This is a genomic window from Pedobacter insulae, from assembly GCF_900113525.1.
GTDB lineage: Bacteria > Bacteroidota > Bacteroidia > Sphingobacteriales > Sphingobacteriaceae > Pedobacter > Pedobacter insulae.
Map to the genome: position 1 here is coordinate 541,791 of NZ_FOPP01000002.1, position 17,106 is coordinate 558,896.

Annotated in this window: 12 protein-coding genes; 11 read left to right on the top strand and 1 reads right to left on the bottom strand. The window is 38.0% G+C overall.

The window, feature by feature from the left end; all coding sequences use genetic code 11:
* Positions 1 to 15: 15 nt before the first annotated feature.
* The 9 genes from BM207_RS05195 to BM207_RS05235 all read left to right on the top strand — a co-directional run bounded on the left by BM207_RS05195 (position 16) and on the right by BM207_RS05235 (position 13,477).
* Positions 16 to 1,485 carry a RagB/SusD family nutrient uptake outer membrane protein gene (locus BM207_RS05195; protein WP_090992535.1) on the top strand — a complete coding sequence of 490 codons (1,470 nt, stop codon included), beginning with the start codon at positions 16 to 18 and terminating at the stop codon, positions 1,483 to 1,485.
* Positions 1,486 to 1,571: 86 nt separating this feature from the next.
* The gene (locus BM207_RS05200; RefSeq protein ID WP_090992487.1) at positions 1,572 to 3,029 is read left to right on the top strand and encodes a BNR-4 repeat-containing protein; all 1,458 of its coding nucleotides are present in this window, start codon (positions 1,572 to 1,574) and stop codon (positions 3,027 to 3,029) included.
* Between the two features lie 94 nt (positions 3,030 to 3,123).
* The gene (locus BM207_RS05205) at positions 3,124 to 4,596 is read left to right on the top strand and encodes a PQQ-dependent sugar dehydrogenase (RefSeq protein ID WP_245768031.1); all 1,473 of its coding nucleotides are present in this window, start codon (positions 3,124 to 3,126) and stop codon (positions 4,594 to 4,596) included.
* Complete coding sequence (locus BM207_RS05210; protein WP_090992489.1) at positions 4,596 to 5,807, top strand: Nramp family divalent metal transporter; 1,212 nt, start codon at positions 4,596 to 4,598, stop codon at positions 5,805 to 5,807. Before BM207_RS05205 ends, BM207_RS05210 begins: the two co-directional genes overlap by 1 nt.
* Before the next feature lie 24 nt (positions 5,808 to 5,831).
* On the top strand, positions 5,832 to 6,848 hold the full coding sequence (locus BM207_RS05215; RefSeq protein WP_090992490.1) for an NAD-dependent epimerase/dehydratase family protein: 1,017 nt from the start codon (positions 5,832 to 5,834) through the stop codon (positions 6,846 to 6,848).
* Entirely contained in the window at positions 6,848 to 7,909 is a 1,062-nt protein-coding gene (locus BM207_RS05220; RefSeq protein WP_090992491.1) for a dihydrodipicolinate synthase family protein, read from the top strand. The genes BM207_RS05215 and BM207_RS05220 overlap by 1 nt, the downstream gene beginning before the upstream one ends.
* A 3-nt stretch (positions 7,910 to 7,912) precedes the next feature.
* The gene (locus tag BM207_RS05225) at positions 7,913 to 9,859 is read left to right on the top strand and encodes a ligand-binding sensor domain-containing protein (protein WP_090992492.1); all 1,947 of its coding nucleotides are present in this window, start codon (positions 7,913 to 7,915) and stop codon (positions 9,857 to 9,859) included.
* A gap of 82 nt (positions 9,860 to 9,941) precedes the next feature.
* Positions 9,942 to 12,464, top strand: coding sequence for a family 20 glycosylhydrolase (locus BM207_RS05230; RefSeq protein ID WP_090992493.1), 2,523 nt, complete (start codon positions 9,942 to 9,944; stop codon positions 12,462 to 12,464).
* 2 nt (positions 12,465 to 12,466) lie between these two features.
* Complete coding sequence (locus BM207_RS05235; protein WP_090992494.1) at positions 12,467 to 13,477, top strand: Gfo/Idh/MocA family protein; 1,011 nt, start codon at positions 12,467 to 12,469, stop codon at positions 13,475 to 13,477.
* Positions 13,478 to 13,661: 184 nt separating this feature from the next.
* Here the strand turns inward: BM207_RS05235 and BM207_RS05240 are convergent, their stop codons facing one another.
* The gene (locus BM207_RS05240) at positions 13,662 to 15,110 is read right to left on the bottom strand and encodes an alpha/beta hydrolase-fold protein (protein WP_090992495.1); all 1,449 of its coding nucleotides are present in this window, start codon (positions 15,108 to 15,110) and stop codon (positions 13,662 to 13,664) included.
* A gap of 638 nt (positions 15,111 to 15,748) precedes the next feature.
* Here BM207_RS05240 and BM207_RS05245 point away from each other — a divergent pair.
* Positions 15,749 to 16,114, top strand: coding sequence for a transposase (locus tag BM207_RS05245; protein ID WP_090994450.1), 366 nt, complete (start codon positions 15,749 to 15,751; stop codon positions 16,112 to 16,114).
* A gap of 29 nt (positions 16,115 to 16,143) precedes the next feature.
* Entirely contained in the window at positions 16,144 to 17,034 is an 891-nt protein-coding gene (locus BM207_RS05250; protein WP_090992497.1) for an IS3 family transposase, read from the top strand.
* The last annotated feature ends 72 nt before the right edge of the window (positions 17,035 to 17,106 follow it).

Below are 17,106 nucleotides of genomic sequence, written 5' to 3' on the forward strand. Positions count from 1 at the left end.
AGCAATTACAAAGAGATGAAAAATATAAAAACAATTTTTGCTGCGGGTATTATAGTTTTACTTTCAGCCAGTAGTTGTAAAAAGGACTTTTTAGATCGTGCTCCTATTTCTCAAATGAATGGGAACAACTTTTATAAAACAGCCGAAGATATGAAGAACGCCCTATCGGCAGCTTATGCCGGATTGCAATATGGAGGATTATACTATTCTTCTATGCATGTTATTGGCGATATGCGTTCAGACAACACAGAAATTACCAACCCAAATGCAGGCTCTGATTTAGTAGCGGTAGATAATTTCCAGAATTTGGCTACTACATCTATTAGTAGCACTACTTGGGCAGGACATTATCAAGCTATCCAATCAGTTAATGCCGTTATCGAAAAAATTGAAACGGTACCTATGGATGCTGGTTTAAAAGCTAGATACACTGCTGAAGCTAAATTTTTAAGAGCGCTGATGTACTTTAATTTGGTGCGTATTTTTGGCGATGTTCCTTTAGTGACAAAAGTGATCAATAATCCACAAGAAGGCTATAACTATGGTAGAAATCCATCAGCAGAGGTTTATGCGCAAATTATCGCTGACTTAACCGATGCAGAGAATACTTTGCCATTTGAATTTACAGGTGGAGATATTGGCAGGGCTACAAAAGGAGCAGCAATGTCTTTACTGGGTAAAGTATATTTAACTCAAAAAAACTGGTCTTTAGCAGCTGCAAAATTAAAACAGGTAATTGATCAAACCGTGAGTAATAAATATCAATTATTACCTACTTATGCAGGTGTATTTGGCATTGCCAACGAAAACAATAGAGAGGCAATATTCGAAGTTCAGTTTAAAAAAGGTTCAGCAGGCGAGGGTAGTCCATATGCTAACCAATTTGCACCAATTGGATCGGGGACTGCGGTAGTTTCGGTGGGTAATCCGTTAGGGCAAAACATACCAACAACAGAGATGAGCAATGCTTACGAAGCTAATGACGTGAGAAAAGCACTGTCGATGAGAAATAGCTATGTACTTGGTGCAAATACAGTACAACACAACTATGTTGTGAAGTATTTAGGTGTGCCTGCAGCTAGTTTAGATAGCGATAACAATTGGATTGTATTGAGATACGCTGATGTATTGTTGATGTATGCAGAAGCTTTAAACGAACAAGGTTACGTTGCCGATGGACCAGCATTTACTTACTTAAACCAGATTAGAACGAGAGCTGGTTTGCCAATTAAAACTAGTAATAATGCAAGTTTAGCATTAAGAGTTGCTGATCAAGCTGCTTTTAGATTAGCAGTTGAACAAGAAAGACGTGTTGAATTGGCTTTCGAAGGTCACCGTTGGTTTGATTTAGTGCGCACAGAAAGAGCCGTAACAGTAATGGCTTCAAAAGGTATGCAACCTCACCATGTGTTGTTCCCAATACCACAAAGTCAAATAGATATAAACCCGGCCTTAATTAAACAAAATCCGGGCTATACCAATTAATTGATAGCTAGTTCATCCCGGTTGTAAATCGGGATGAACTTTATTTATCAAAGTAAAATTCTCTTTTTCTACTAAACCTAAGCTAAATGAAAAGATCCCTTCTCTATTTAATGGTGTTTGTTTTGTGCTTCCAATTTTCCAGGGCTCAAGTGCAAACACTCAATATCAAAGATACGGGCTATCGTTCTATTTGGTATAGCAACGAGCCATCTAAAGACGAATATGTATACAAATACAGTGGCGGTTTAGGTACGTATCCGGCTAATCACTACCCATTTTCTATTTATGTTTCCAAAGTAAACAAAACATTTTTTTGTTATGGCGGTACAGATAAAGATGGAAAAACCTTATTACATAGCGTTTCTTATTTCGATCATCAAACTAAGATGGTGCCAAAGCCAACCGTAGTTTTGGATAAAAAAACGAATAATGCGCACGATAATCCAGTAATGAATATCGATAAAGAGGGTTACATCTGGATATTTTCTACCGCTCATGGTACAAATGGGCCTTCTTATGTGCATAAAAGTATGCAGCCTTATGATATCGGTAAGTTCGAACAAGTTCAGACTACCAAAATAGAAAATGACCAAGTAGTGCCAATGAACAATTTTTCTTACCTACAAAGCTGGTATCAACCAGAAAATGGTTTCATTAATCTCTTTACCCATTATGATCGTAAGGTAATCGAAAATCAACCTTCAAAGCCAAGGCGAACCATTAGCTACATGACCAGTAAAGATGGGGTAAGCTATTCAGAATGGAAGGATCTGGCCATTATAGAAGAAGGACATTACCAAACCAGCGGCCAGTTTAACAATAAATTAGGTAGTGCATTCAATTTTCATCCAATTAAAGTAGGCGAAAATGGGTTAAACTACCGCTCTAATTTATACTACATCCAAACTCAAAATTTCGGTAAAACTTGGCAATCTGCCAAAGGGGATGACTTAAGTTTGCCATTAACAGCTATTTCAAATTCCGCTTTGGTAAAAGATTATCATTCTTTAGGCTTGAATGTTTACATCAACGATTTGGCTTTTGATGCAAAAGGAAATCCTATTATTCTTTATTTAACAAGTAAAGGTTACGAAGCTGGTCCAGAGAATGGGCCTAGAGTTTGGTATACCGCAAGATTTACCGGTGCGGATTGGGAAATTTTACCACTAACTACATCAGACAATAATTATGATATGGGCTCGCTTTATATCGATAAAAAAGGCGTTTGGCGTGTAGTTGGGCCAACTACAACTGGTCCGCAGCCTTTTAATACAGGTGGCGAAATGGTGTTGTGGACAAGCAAAAATCAAGGCAAAACTTGGAAAAGCAAAACCATGACAGCCAATAGCGAATTTAACCATTCTTACGCCCGTAGACCCGTAAATGTTCATCAAGATTTTTATGCTTTCTGGGCTGATGGAAATGGTAGAAAATTTTCTAAAAGCAGCCTTTATTTCTCCGATCAAAAAGGAAATGTTTATCAGCTGCCAACACAAATGGATGCAGATTTTGCAAAACCGAGGTTAATCAAGGTTAAAAAATAAATCATTATCGTTTCATCCCATTGCAAAGAAACCGAGTTTACGAGCTCATTAATACAAATGAATAACATAAACAAGGTATTAATAACAGATATAGATGAGAAAATACTTGATCATTCTTTTAGTGAGCATGGCAATTAACAGTTGCAAACAGGCAAAAGAATTGCCTATTATCGATTATATACAATTAGAAAACACCACGCTTAAAGTTGAAGTGTTGGCTAAAAACCTAGATGTGCCTTGGGATATTGCTTATGCAAATGATAAATCTTTATGGTTTGCCGAGCAAAAAGGAGTGATTTCTAAAATAGATTTAAATACTGGCGAACAAAAGAAATTATTAACCATTACAGATGTTTGGCACAAACGTACGGCGGGCTTATTGGGTTTGGTTGTTCATCCAAATTTTAAGAATAATCCTTACGTATTTGTAAATTATACAGTTAAAAAAGACAGTGTAATTACCAATCATTTGGTGAGGTACGAGTTTAAAAACGATACATTAATCAACAAAAAAATACTATTAGTTATTGATGGTTTTACAGCTCACAACGGATCGAGATTAGCCATTGCTAAAGACGGAAAATTGCTTTGGGCAACTGGTGATGCCTACAAAGGCAAAAATGCACAAAACTTAAAAAGCTTAAATGGTAAGATCTTAAGGCTCAACACAGATGGCTCCGTGCCAAAAGATAATCCTTATCCAAACAGTTATGTTTTTGCCAATGGATTTAGAAATATGCAGGGCATTACCATTGGCGATAATGGCTTAATTTATACTTCAGAGCATGGCGATGCCATTGAAGATGAAGTAAATTTAATTGAAAAAGGAAGAAATTATGGCTGGCCAAACATTGAAGGGAAGCATGATTTGCCAGCCGATCAATTATTTGCAGCACAACATCAAACGGTAGAACCACTACAATCATGGACACCAGTTATTGCACCTGCTGGGATAACTTATTATGGTTATGGAGCCATCGCCGAATGGCGGAACAGTTTATTGCTCACTACCTTAAAAACAAAAAGTTTAAGGGTTTTAAAATTAACTGAAGACGGCCGCAAAATTTTAAGTGAGGAGGTTTTTCTGAAAGAACATTATGGGCGTTTACGTGATGTGGAGGTTGGACCAAAAGGCGAGATTTATATTAGTACTAGTAACCATGATTGGAACCCATCTCCAGGTTTTCCATTGCCAGAAGATGATAAAATTCTTAAAATCAGCATTGCTGAAAAGCCTGGTAAAAAACCCTTACGTGGAGTTAACTCTACCACTGTGGAAGAAATTAAAGATGGTAAATTATTGTACGAGCAGTATTGTGCATCGTGCCATAAAGCAGATGGAAAAGGTGTGTCAAATGTCTTTCCGGCATTAGCTGGTTCCAAAAAAGTGCTATGCAATTCAGCCGATTTAGTTTCGCTGGTATTAAATGGAGCTGGTGAACAAATGCCTGCATTTAAATTTCTAAAAGATGAAGATGTAGCTAAAATCATCAACTATATCAATACAAATTGGAACAATAAGGGAAAAGAAATTTCATCCTCAGATGTGAAAAATAAAAGGAAATAATGGGTTCAAAAACAGATAAAAATAAACTTATACAAGTGCTGGCAGGGCTTGGTCCGGGTATCATTACCGCTGCTTTGGTTTTTGGACCAAGTAAAATGACCATTACCTCAAAACTAGGTGCTGAATATGGCTATAGCATGTTATGGATTGTAGTATTAGCCATTTTCTTTATGCTCATTTTTACCAATATGGGTGCTAGAATTGGCTTGCATACTGATGTAAGTTTGCTTAGCAACATCAGAACTAAATGGGGCAAAGCGGTTAGCGCTTTAATTGGTTTGGGTGTTTTTTTAGTCGCCACCTCTTTTCAAGCAGGTAACGCAATAGGAGTGGGCATCGCGGTAGCAGAAGCAACTGGTACAAAAGCTTGGGTTTGGGTTTTGGTATTTAACGTTTTTGGGATGGCGTTGTTGTTTTTTAGCAGTTTTTATAAAGTGCTCGAAAAGTTAATGATCGCCTTGGTGGGTTTAATGCTCATTTCTTTTTTAACCACACTTTTTTTAAGTAAACCATCATTAAGTGGCATAGCTAATGGGTTTGTGCCAAACATTCCACTAGGATCATCGGCTTTAATTATTGCTTTTATTGCTTCTTGTTTCTCTATTGTAGGTGCATTTTATCAATCTTATTTAATGCAAGAGAACAAAAAAAATGGCGTAGTTATTACAAACAAAAGCTACACCGGTATTATCATTTTAGGCGTGATGAGTGTTGTGGTAATCATCTGTGCTGCTGCTGTGCTACATCCACAAGGTTTAAGCGTTAATTCAGCTTCAGAAATGTCTAAAGCTTTGGTGCCGTTATTTGGCACCTATGCGGCCGATTTATTTTTGGCCGGTTTATTTGGTGCTTCTTTTTCATCCTTGGTTGGCAATGCCACAGTTGGTGGCAGTTTATTAGGCGATGCATTAGGTTATGGCAGCAAATTAAGTTCGAAATCAGTTCGTTTATTAATTGCTTTTGTGATGATCTGTGGTGCAAGCATCGCTTTAATATTTGGTAAGCTGCCTTTGGAACTTATTATTTTCGCTCAAAGCGTGACGATTTTTTTAGTCCCATTTATAGGCATTGCCATGTATACCATTGCAAATGATAAACAAATAATGGGTAAAAATGCCAATAGCTTATTTGTAAAAATTGCTGGTGCTCTAGGTTTATTGTTGCTCATCAGCCTTGCTGTGAAAAACTTTTTCGAATTATTTATCAACTAAAACACAAAATAAAACATAAAATCTATGGTAGATTTAAAACAATTAGAGCAGGATTTGACCAAACCATCAGCGGCTTTAATAACAGATATTCAAAAAATTGAAGGCGATATCATTTTACTGGGGATTGGTGGTAAAATGGGTGTAAGTATGGGTAAGCTAGCTGTTGATGCATTAAAAATGGCAGGCAAGAATAACCGTGTTATTGGTGTTTCAAGATTTTCTGATGCTAAAGCGAAAGCAGAATTAGCAGCTGTTGGCGTAACAACTATTGCCTGCGATTTATTAAACGATGCAGAATTGCAGCAACTGCCAGACGCCAAAAATGTTATTTACCTAGCGGGAAATAAATTTGGTACCACTGGTAAGGAAGGTTTTACTTGGGCAATGAATGCTTACTTACCAGGTAGAGTTGCCGAAAAATATAAAAATTCTAATATTGTAGCATTTTCATCAGGGAATGTACTGCCTTTTGTACCCGTAACTTCTGGTGGTGTTGCCGAAGATGTAACGCCAGAACCACTTGGCGAGTATGCGCAATCTTGTTTGGGCAGAGAACGTATTTTCGAATATTTTGCCAAGCAAAACAAAACACCCATATTAATTTACAGGCTAAATTATGCCGTTGATTTTCGTTATGGGGTGCTAATGGAAATTGCCAAATCGGTACTTAACGAAAAGGAAATTGATTTAACCACGGAAAACGTAAATGTAATTTGGCAAGGTGATGCCAATGAAATAGCCCTGCGTAGTCTATTGCATTGCGAAGCACCAGCAACAATCTTAAACGTAACCGGACCAGAAATTTTATCTATCAGATGGATAGCGCAAGAGTTCGGTAAAATCTTTAATAAAGCACCAAAATTCGTCAATCAACCTGCCGGGAATGCCCTACTTAATAATGCCTCTGAGTGCCATCGCTTATTTGGCTACCCAAAAGTTACCATCAGAGAAATGATTGACATTACTGCCACTTGGATAAACAATGGGGGTGATGAATTTGGTAAGGCAACACATTTTCAAGAAAGAGGAGGAAAATTCTAATGCATATATTAAATCCAATATTAAAAAAACACTTACTAAACGGAACGGTTTTTCCGGCCCATCCGTTAGCACTAAAAGAAGATAGAACGCTTGATGAGAATAAACAACGCCAATTAAGCAGGTATTACATGGCAAGTGGTGCTGGTGGTATTGCCGTTGGCGTACATTCTACACAATTTGAAATTAGAGATCCTGAGGTTAATTTATACGAAACGGTTTTAAAACTAGCGGCAGAAGAAATTGAAAAGGCAAATTTAGAAAGACCTTTTATTAAAATTGCAGGTATTTGTGGGCCAACAGAACAAGCTAAATCGGAAGCTGAATTGGCTTTAAAATACGGTTATGACATGGGCTTGCTAAGCATGGGCGGCTTACAAACCTGGAGCGAAGATGAGATATTAGAACGTGTAAGAGCCGTTGCTGCCATTATTCCGGTTTTTGGTTTTTACTTACAGCCATCGGTTGGTGGTAGAATTTTTAGCTACGATTTTTGGTTACAATTTGCCGAAATTCCTAATGTTGAAGCTATTAAATGCGCTTCTTTTAATCGCTACCAAACTTTAGATGTGATGCGTGCAGTAAGCAATAGCAGCAGATGCGAAGAAATTGCCATGTACACCGGTAATGATGACAACATTGTGGCCGATTTATTAACCACTTACCAATTTAACTTAAATGGAAAAACAGTAAATAAAGAATTTGTAGGTGGTTTATTGGGGCATTGGGCGGTATGGACTAACAAAGCGGTTTCCTTACTGGCCGAAATTAAAGCTTACAAGGCCAATAGAACTGCTGCAGCAGCTGATGATTTATTGACACGTGGTATAGAAATTACCGATGTAAATGCTGCAATGTTCGATCCAGCTAATCATTTTCATGGTTGCATACCTGGCATTCACGAAATTTTACGCCGACAAGGCTTGCTCAATGGCATTTGGTGCTTAAACCCAAATGAAAAACTTTCTGTTGGGCAGAATGAAGAACTAGATCGTATTTATGCAGCTTACTCGCATTTAAATGACGATGAATTTGTAAAAGAATTTTTAGCCCAAGATCAATAAATCATGAAAAAACTTCCTATCAAATTACTTTTGTTGCTGTTAAGTTTAACTCAAATTGCCATTGCACAAAGCGATGCAAAATTCACCAATCATGGGCCGCAGTTGGGTGCCACGATGATACAAGGTAGTATTTTTGTGAGCGACGATAAAGGGACAGAATTGGTCTATACAGTTGTACGTGGCGAGCCCGCTCATTTGCTGGCCTACAATGTTAAAACCAAAAAATTAGTATTAGATGAGCCTTTGCCGAAGGCTGATGGGGTATGGGATATGGCGCAAGCCAGCGATGGATACTTATATATTCCAGGTGCCAACGGGAGTTTATTTAGGCACAAACCTGGTGCAAAAAAGGTAGAAAATTTAGGGACTGTACTACCTGGAGAAACCTATTTATGGAATTTAACTGCAGGTAAAAATGGCGAAGTTTTTGGCGCAACTTATCCCGGCTGCAGGGTTTTTAGGTATCATTCAAAAGATGGATTTACAGATGTTGGCAAAGGCGCCTTAGTTGAGGGCGAAAATTATGTACGTAGTTTAGCTTACCATAAAGACACTGGTTTATTGTACGCCGGTGTAGGTTCACACGCGCATTTAATCGAGCTAAATCCATCAACAGGAGAGAAGAAAGAAATTTTGCCAGCTAAATATCAGGATAAAGAATTTGTGTACAGCCTAGAAATTGTTACTGGTAAAGACGGCAATGATCGACTTTTAGCACTATTAACAGCCGGAAATACCACACTGGTTTATAACTTAAAAACCAAAAAAGTTGAGCAGGAAATCAGCGATATGGATATGAAATCAGTATACAGCTCTGCTGCAAAGGAGGTGTTTTATACAGGTAAAACTAATTTATACAGTTTTGATCCTACAAAGTCAGTTAGCACCGCAAAATTATTAGGCGAAAATGTAGGCAGTGCGAATGCTTTTAAATGGGGCAAAGACCAACACCTGTATTTTTTGACTGCCAGCGCTAACTTGGTGCGGTACAATCCTAAGACTAAAAAACACAACAGTACAAAATTGCAAATTCCGCCACAGCCTATTCCTATCAATGCCATTATGGTTGGGCCAGATCAAAAAATATGGACTGGCGGTTACCTGGCTGGCGGGCATGCAACCTATGATCCTTTAACCAATAAAAAAACCAAGTATTTAGGTTTAGACCAAACAGAAGGTATGGCTGTTTACGGCGATCAAATTTATTTTGGCATTTATCCAAAAGGTAGGTTTTATGTTTACAATACCAAACAAGCTTGGAATGTGGCTCAAAATAATCCACGTAAACTAGGCGAAATAGAGGGCCAAAGCAGGGCATTTGCCGTTTTGAGTTTGCCAGAAAAACAAAAAGTATTTTTCGGAACCATACCCGAATATGGCAAATTAGGAGGGGCATTAATTGTTTATGATGTAGTTAAGGATGAATTAAAAACATATGAAAATATTATACCTAACCAAGCAATTACAAGTTTAATTAATGACAAAGATTTGGTTATTGCTGGTACAACTGTTTCCGGAGGTTTGGGTGTAAAAGCCGCTACAAAAGAAGCTGTTTTATTTGGTTGGGATATAATTAAAAATACCAAAACATTTTCTGTAGTTCCGGTGCCAGGTGCTGCTGCAATTACCAATTTAATCAAAGTTAATGGTCATATTTGGGGCATTGCCGATGGAAATTTGTTTGTTTTTGATACGGTAGATCAGAAAGTAATTTCCGTTAAAAAATTGTATGATTATCCGCCTTTGGGCAGTCATATTTGGCGAAGTGCTTTTTTGGTAAAGCATCCAAACGGCCAGATTTTTGGATCTGATAACAATTTGTTGTTTAAAATCGATCCAAAGACATTAAACTATACTGAAATTGCTAAAGATGCCGCTTTGTTGGTGGTGGATGAAAAAGGAACACTTTATTTTAAACGCAAAACAGAGCTGTGGTCTTATCAACCTTGATAGGCTAACCGTCACCCTGAATTTATTTCACTCGTTGGCGAAGACACCAACACGAGCTATTAAGGGTTAACCAGATATTGAAATGAAAAAAATAATTTTTATAGCCGCTTTATTTTGCTTTCAGATATTAAACACTAAAGCACAACAAAGTTTTAAACCCGCCGATTTATCTGTAATGTGGCAGCTTTTGGGAAACGATCACTTGGGCAAAGCGCAATTTTTAGCTTCATTTACACTCTTCAACAAAGGAAAAACGGAAATAGATTTAAAAGATTTTAAACTCTATTTTTCTTACCCAAGGGTAATCAATTCGGTAATTAGTAGTAATGCCAAATTCGAAAACTTAAGCGGTGAGTTTTGCAGAATTGTTTTTGATGGCAACGCCAAATCTTTAAAATCGGGCGAAAAAGTAATCGTTGAATATATCGCCAATGGCAAATCTAAAAACTACACCGATGCACCATCTGGCTTATATATTGTGTTTAATAAACAGCCAGATCAAGGCTATCCAATCGTCAACTTTGAAAGAGATTATCTGCTAGATAAAGAAGTAGCACAACTTAAATTAGCTCCTGCCAAGGTTTACGAAGAAAATAAGCAGATTGCAGATTTACCGATGGAGAATTTGGTGCCTATTTTACCATCGCCAAACGAGTATAAAGCTAAAACGGGTAATTTCATTCTTTACAAGAATACCACATTAAATTTCGCTTCTGAATTTGAAAGCGAAGCCAATTTGTTTAATGAAGAACTTAGCAAGCTTTTAGGTGTAAAATTAACATCCAGCAAAGCTGAAAACAGTATAATTTTAAAAAAAATTGAGGGTTTGGTAGATGAAGCTTATGAGTTGAGCGTAAAAGAAAATCGGATTGTGATATCCTCAAGCTCAAAAAATGGCGCTTTTTATGCCATTCAGTCCCTAAAAATGATGATGCCACCTAATAGCTGGGCAAAAAAGCAAGTTGAAATTCAAATTCCTTGTGCCGAAGTTAAAGATGCACCACGGTTTGGCTATCGATCTTTTATGTTAGATGTGGCTAGAAATTTCCAAACTAAAGAACAGATTTTAAAAGTATTGGATTTGCTGGCGCTTTATAAAATTAACACGCTCCATTTTCACTTAAATGATGATGAAGGCTGGCGATTGGAAATACCGGGTTTGCCAGAGCTTACTACAGTTGGTGCTACTCGTGCTCACACATTAAATGATCAAAATTATTTGCATCCGTCTTATGGCTCGGGTGCTTTGCCAAATACTTTTCCGGGTAGTGGTTTTTACAGCAAAGCTGATTTTATTGAAATTTTAAAATATGCAAAGGCCAGACACATTAAAGTTATTCCAGAACTAGAAACACCAGGTCATGCCCGTGCTGCTATTAAAGCCATGGATGCGAGGTACGAAAAATACAAAAACACAGACTTAATTAGTGCTAAGCAATATTTATTACGTGATACTTTAGATCAATCGGTGTATAAATCGGTGCAAGGTTTTAAAGATAATGTAATGAATATCGCCATGCCATCTACCTATACTTTTATTGAAAAAGTGGTTGATGAAGTTAGGGAGATGTATATTTTGGCTGATGCGCCCTTGCAGACTATACACATTGGTGGCGATGAAGTACCTGAAGGTGTTTGGCAGAAATCGCCTGCCATTGCAACGTTTATGCAAAAAGAAAACATTAAAAATTACAACGATTTATGGTATGAGCATTTATCAAAAGTTAATGAGATCTTAAAAAAGAAGAACCTCTATTTATCTGGTTGGGAAGAAGTGGCCATGCGAAAAACTAGTTTAGATGGAACAACAAAATATTTGGCTAATCCAGATTTTACTACGCAAAATTTTCATGCGTATGTATGGAATAATGTTTGGGGTTGGGGACAAGAAGATTTAGCTTACCGTTTGGCAAATGCAGGCTATAAAGTAGTGCTTTCGGCCGTTACAAATTTTTATTTCGATTTGGCTTATGAGCAAGATGCTGATGAACCTGGTTTGTATTGGGGATCTTTTGTTGATGTTGATAAACCATTTTACTTTATCCCATTGGATTATTATAAATCTGCCAAAGAAGATGTTCAGGGAAAGCCCGTTGATCAAAAAATATTTGAGCACAAAGAACGATTAACCGATTATGGCGCCAGCAATATTGTGGGCATACAATGCCAAATTTGGTCTGAAAAAATTAGTGGAGCCGAACAGCTAGAATACATGCTTCTGCCAAAATTATTGGGTTTTGCAGAGCGAGCTTGGGCTAAAAATCCAAATTGGGCAATTGAAAAAGATAGTAAAATAGCCAATGTAAACTATTTAAAAGATTGGACTTGGTTCGTAAACGTATTAGGTAAGCGAGAATTTACACGCTTAAACCATTATGCTAGCGGATTTAATTATCGCATACCTACTGTGGGCGTAAATATTGAAGAAGGGAAGGTGCATGCAAATGTTCAATTTCCTGGCTTAATCATAAAATACACCCAAAATGGCAGTGAACCAACTTTGAAAAGTAAAACTTATACTTCACCAATTACACAAGGTGGATCAATTAAATTTAAAGCATTTAATAGTGTAGGCAGAGGCGGAAGAACAATTTCTATTCATTAATTATGGACAATTTTAAGTTAAATAGAAGAGCGTTTGTAAGAGCTGGCAGTTTGGCGAGTTTAAGTTTGCTTGTTAATCCATTCGATGTACTGGCAGATCAAAACAAAGGAAAAAAAATTGGTGTTATCGGTTTAGATACCAGTCATAGTCTGGCATTTACGAAGTTGTTATTCGAAGCCAAAAATGAGGAATACAATGGCTATAAAGTAACGGCTGCTTATCCTTTTGGCAGTAAAGAATTGGCTTTAAGCAAAGAGCGTATTCCTTTGCAAACCATTGAAATTAAAAAATACGCCGTAAAAGTGGTTGATTCTATATCAGCATTGCTGGAAGAAGTAGATGTTGTATTGTTAGAAACAAATGATGGTAGATTGCATTTAGAGCAAGCTTTGGAGGTAATTAAAGCCAAAAAACCTTTATTTATCGATAAACCAATGGCTACCTCATTAAAAGATGCAAAATTAATTTTTGAAGTGGCAGGGCAGTATCAAGTTCCGGTTTTTTCATCATCGTCTTTAAGGTTTATGACAGCAGTTGTTGATGTAAAAAGCAACAAATACGGAAAAGTTTTAGGAGCAGAAACTTTTAGTCCAGCTACTATTGAACCCACACACCCCGATTTGTTTTGGTACGGCATACACGGTGTAGAAACACTTTTTGCCTTAATGGGTACTGGTTGTAAAACCGTAACCAGATATTATACAAAAGATACAGACGTGGTAGTTGGTGTTTGGAGCGATGGTAGAATAGGAACTTTTAGAGGTACTAGAAATGGCAAAGCCGATTTTGGAGGTACTTGTTTTTGCGAAAACGACACGGTGAATGTGGGGCCTTATTTAGGCTATCAGCCTTTGCTCAAAGAAATCATCTCTTTTTTCGAAACCGGAAATTCCCCTGTTGGCACTGCCGAAACGTTAGAGATTTTAGCTTTTATGGAAGCGGGTGATCAAAGTAAAAGGCTGGGAGGGAAACCCGTTAAGATAGATAAAATATATAAAAAAGCAGGATTTTAAAGTGTTTAATTTGAGTACTGGACTTCGAGATAACCATTAGGGTCTGGCAGGATGTCACCGTTTCCAGAAGTTGACAAGGGGAGTGGTTTTTTAGGACTCTTCTTTTTTAGGTCTTTTCGGTCAGCAGCAAGTCCAAGCACCTAGATCCAGAACTCCGGATTACCCAAAGCCTCAATCTGTGCTACTACCGCTTAATCTTCTTATCCATTTCCGCTACCATTTCTTTTACGATTGCGCCACGAATTGAAAAATGATCAGCTCCCTTAATGATTTGAATCTTAATGTCAGCGCCAACTTTCTTAATTTTATCCCCAAAGTCCATTACCGAATGTTGCAATAGGAAATTATCATTTTCGCCGGCATAGATGCTGATCTTCCCTGAGGCATCGGATTTAATCCTTTCCCAATTTTTTTGTACAAATAAAGCCAGATCATAAGGTTTCCAGCTTTCAGCAATTTGGTGATTAATAATTCCCGTTTGGAAATTGAATAAAGGCTTTGGTCTTCCATTACGGTCTGGCAAGCCAAATTCGGCATCGAAGGCCTGCTGCTGTCCTCCATCTCCTTCAAACCATTCTTTTAGTCCCCCTTCTCTGAGGGTTGATGTGGCCTTTCCTTGAACAAAGTAAATTTCCCGTTCTTCGCCTGATAGCGTTTGGTAGTAATTTTTGTCTTTATAGATATTTATGCCCAAGAAGTTGCTAAAGTCAACCGGATCGGGGGCCGTTGCCCAACATCCGCCTATTGCTTTTGGGAAATGGAGTGCAAGCCAAATCACCCCATAGCCTCCAGTACTTTGTCCCGTTAAAAAAGTATGCTCCGACTTACTACTTGCCTTAAACTCTTTAACAATGTGCGGCATCAATTCGTTAATTAGCGCCGATCCCCACGGACCATTTACCCTGGAATCTACAAAAGCATGCAGGCCAAACGGCGATTGCGTTTCCGGATTTAGAAATACATATATTTTTTCTTCGCCGAGGCCCACTCCATAAATTCCCCGCTGACCTTTGTTATATGCGTGATGATGGGTACCTCCCCATCCTGGGATGACATACACTACAGGGTAGGTTCGATTGTCTGTTTCTTTATAAGAGGGTGGGAGGGCAACCCCTGCCTTTATAAATACAGGCTCACCTCTGAACTTGCTGAGTAAATGAGATTTAAAAACCACCTCTTTCACCGTATCGCTTTCCATAAATTTTCGGGACTGAAAAACATTACTGAGCGTGAGTACTGCAGGTTTAGAAAAATTACCATTCAATTGCGCTACTACTTCTTGCCTGGTGTAGAGATTGCCAGGTGCATTATTGCCTCTTTCTTTAGTATTGGTGTCTAATATCGCAACCATTCTGTAATATCCACTTTTAATCGAATCGAGTTTCTGCTTGAGGGCAATCACACCGCCAGAAAAGGTTTGCTCCTGACCGTTATGCCAGTTTTTCACGTCAACTGCGAAAGCAGGTCCCTCAGGTGCTTGTCCGAAGGGCTTACTGGTATCGGCTTGTAGGTATACCATCAGTCTACCACTGTACGGACCTTTAAAAATAGGGGAGAGTTTTACAATAATTCGGTTTTGAGCACATAGACTAAATGAACTCATTAACATGCATAAAATGAGAAAATTTTTCATCGATTAATATCTTTTATTAAAAATAAGTACGAATAGTTTCGTATATGATATTATGATTCTAATCGGGGCGGTTTGTTACAGAAAAAAATTGAAATGGGATTTGATAGGGTGGTAGCTAGTATTATAGATATAGTTAAGCAAAAATAAGTTTAAAATTAACTTTAAAGAAATAATAGCCTTTTTTATAGTGAATTCGGAGATAGAATTAATTGAAGCCAAATCAAGCCATCACAAGAGTTTAAATTATTATAACTAATACATGGCTAGCGCAATGTGATATAAGTTCGTTAGAAAGGTTTAAAAGTAGCTCTATCGCCTTTTAATGTTGTCGGAATAATATCGTCGGAATTTTAATTAAGCACTGTCCGTTGATAGGCCTAAACACCCTCTCTCTGAGATTGAAAGGTGTTTGAGATACCTTTTAAATACCAAAACAATACCTTTAAGATACCCGGGGGGTATCGTGCGGGTATTAAAAAAGGTATTCCAAGGGTATAGTTTAGGTAGTCATCAGGTAGTGAAAAGGTAGTTGAATCTCAGACGAATGTCAGAAAAAGGCTCGAAATTTCTCGCGAAAGTTCAATATGTCTTATCCGTCTATAGCTTTACAGTTTTTTTGGATACACCATTCACTGTCAATGAAAGAAGAAGCAATTGCAAGATTTGATTATCCTGAAGAACTTAAGGAAAAATTGGTAGAGCTGGTTGTTTACCAGAACTATTCAAAAGAAGAAGTAGCTAAAAAGTACGGTGTGGCAAATACCTACATCCTCACCAACTGGATTAATTTGTACAAGAAGAAATTAGAGAAAGGAGCCGTAACTTTAGCTCCTATGGAAAAGCCAAAGACTAAAGATGCCGCTGAGCTGAAGAATCGGATAAAGGATCTGGAGAAGGCATTGGAGAAGGCCAATGTACTTATCTACGGTCTGAACTCTATGATTGACCATGCTGAAAAGGCGCACAAAGTTCCCATTAGAAAAAAGGGTGGTACCAAACAGTAAAGCTGATCAAGGAGAAACGCATTACAAGGATGGGCGTCGGGCCACTTTGTAGACTGTTTGGTAAGAGCCGACAAGCATATTATGATCATCTCAGGCATTACTCCCGGCAGGAGGAGCAGGAAGAAATCGTCATTGAGATGGTCCATCAGGTTCGCAGGGAGCTCCCGGGATTGGGAGGTCATAAGCTCTATAAGTGCCTTTATACGCCCTTTCAGAGCCATGGGATAAAAATTGGAAGAGATAAGCTTTATACCATTTTGGGGAAACACAAGCTTTTGATAGATAGAAAAAGAAGAAGCCCCAGGACAACCCAGTCCAATCATTGGTTTAGACGATATCCCAATTTGATAAAGGAGATGGAGATAGTCCGTAGTAACCAGTTATGGGTCTCTGACATCACTTATATTTGCATAGGTTACGATTTCAATTACCTTTCGCTGATTACCGATGCCTATTCAAGAAAAATCATGGGCTATTGCCTTCATTCTTATCTGAATGCCCAAGGATCGGTGAATGCGCTGAAAATGGCCCTTAAAGATCGAAACTCGGAGGCTCCGCTGATCCATCACTCCGACAGGGGTGTGCAATACTGCAGCTATGATTACACATCATTGCTTCGAAATAATGATATTTCCATTAGTATGACCGAAAACGGAGAAGCATACGAAAACCCCATAGCCGAAAGAATAAATGGGATTCTTAAAACAGAGTTCAAGCTTAATAGGGTATTTCAATCCAGAACCCAGGCAATGTTGGAAGTAACCAAGAGTATTGAATCCTATAATCATCTTCGACCCCACATGAGCTGTAATTACCTCACACCAACTGTAGCGCATACAACTAAGGAACCGTTAATCAAGCGGTGGAAGAACTGTAGGAAAAAGTATAAAAGAACTAATAAAAAACTATTAACTTTATAATTATTAACCCTTCCAAAACTGTAAAGGGAAACCCGTATCAGACCAACTGTAAACCTATATTAGTAGAAGACA

What these genes read in the sequence shown, in the direction of transcription:
- BM207_RS05220 (WP_090992491.1), top strand. Translation starts at nt 6,848, where the DNA reads ATGCATATATTAAATCCAATATTAAAAAAACACTTACTAAACGGAACG.
- BM207_RS05230 (WP_090992493.1), top strand. Translation starts at nt 9,942, where the DNA reads ATGAAAAAAATAATTTTTATAGCCGCTTTATTTTGCTTTCAGATATTA.
- BM207_RS05215 (WP_090992490.1), top strand. Translation starts at nt 5,832, where the DNA reads ATGGTAGATTTAAAACAATTAGAGCAGGATTTGACCAAACCATCAGCG.
- BM207_RS05235 (WP_090992494.1), top strand. Translation starts at nt 12,467, where the DNA reads ATGGACAATTTTAAGTTAAATAGAAGAGCGTTTGTAAGAGCTGGCAGT.
- BM207_RS05225 (WP_090992492.1), top strand. Translation starts at nt 7,913, where the DNA reads ATGAAAAAACTTCCTATCAAATTACTTTTGTTGCTGTTAAGTTTAACT.
- BM207_RS05245 (WP_090994450.1), top strand. Translation starts at nt 15,749, where the DNA reads ATGAAAGAAGAAGCAATTGCAAGATTTGATTATCCTGAAGAACTTAAG.
- BM207_RS05205 (WP_245768031.1), top strand. Translation starts at nt 3,124, where the DNA reads ATGAGAAAATACTTGATCATTCTTTTAGTGAGCATGGCAATTAACAGT.
- BM207_RS05200 (WP_090992487.1), top strand. Translation starts at nt 1,572, where the DNA reads ATGAAAAGATCCCTTCTCTATTTAATGGTGTTTGTTTTGTGCTTCCAA.
- BM207_RS05195 (WP_090992535.1), top strand. Translation starts at nt 16, where the DNA reads ATGAAAAATATAAAAACAATTTTTGCTGCGGGTATTATAGTTTTACTT.
- BM207_RS05240 (WP_090992495.1), bottom strand. Translation starts at nt 15,110, where the DNA reads ATGAAAAATTTTCTCATTTTATGCATGTTAATGAGTTCATTTAGTCTA.
- BM207_RS05210 (WP_090992489.1), top strand. Translation starts at nt 4,596, where the DNA reads ATGGGTTCAAAAACAGATAAAAATAAACTTATACAAGTGCTGGCAGGG.
- BM207_RS05250 (WP_090992497.1), top strand. Translation starts at nt 16,144, where the DNA reads ATGGGCGTCGGGCCACTTTGTAGACTGTTTGGTAAGAGCCGACAAGCA.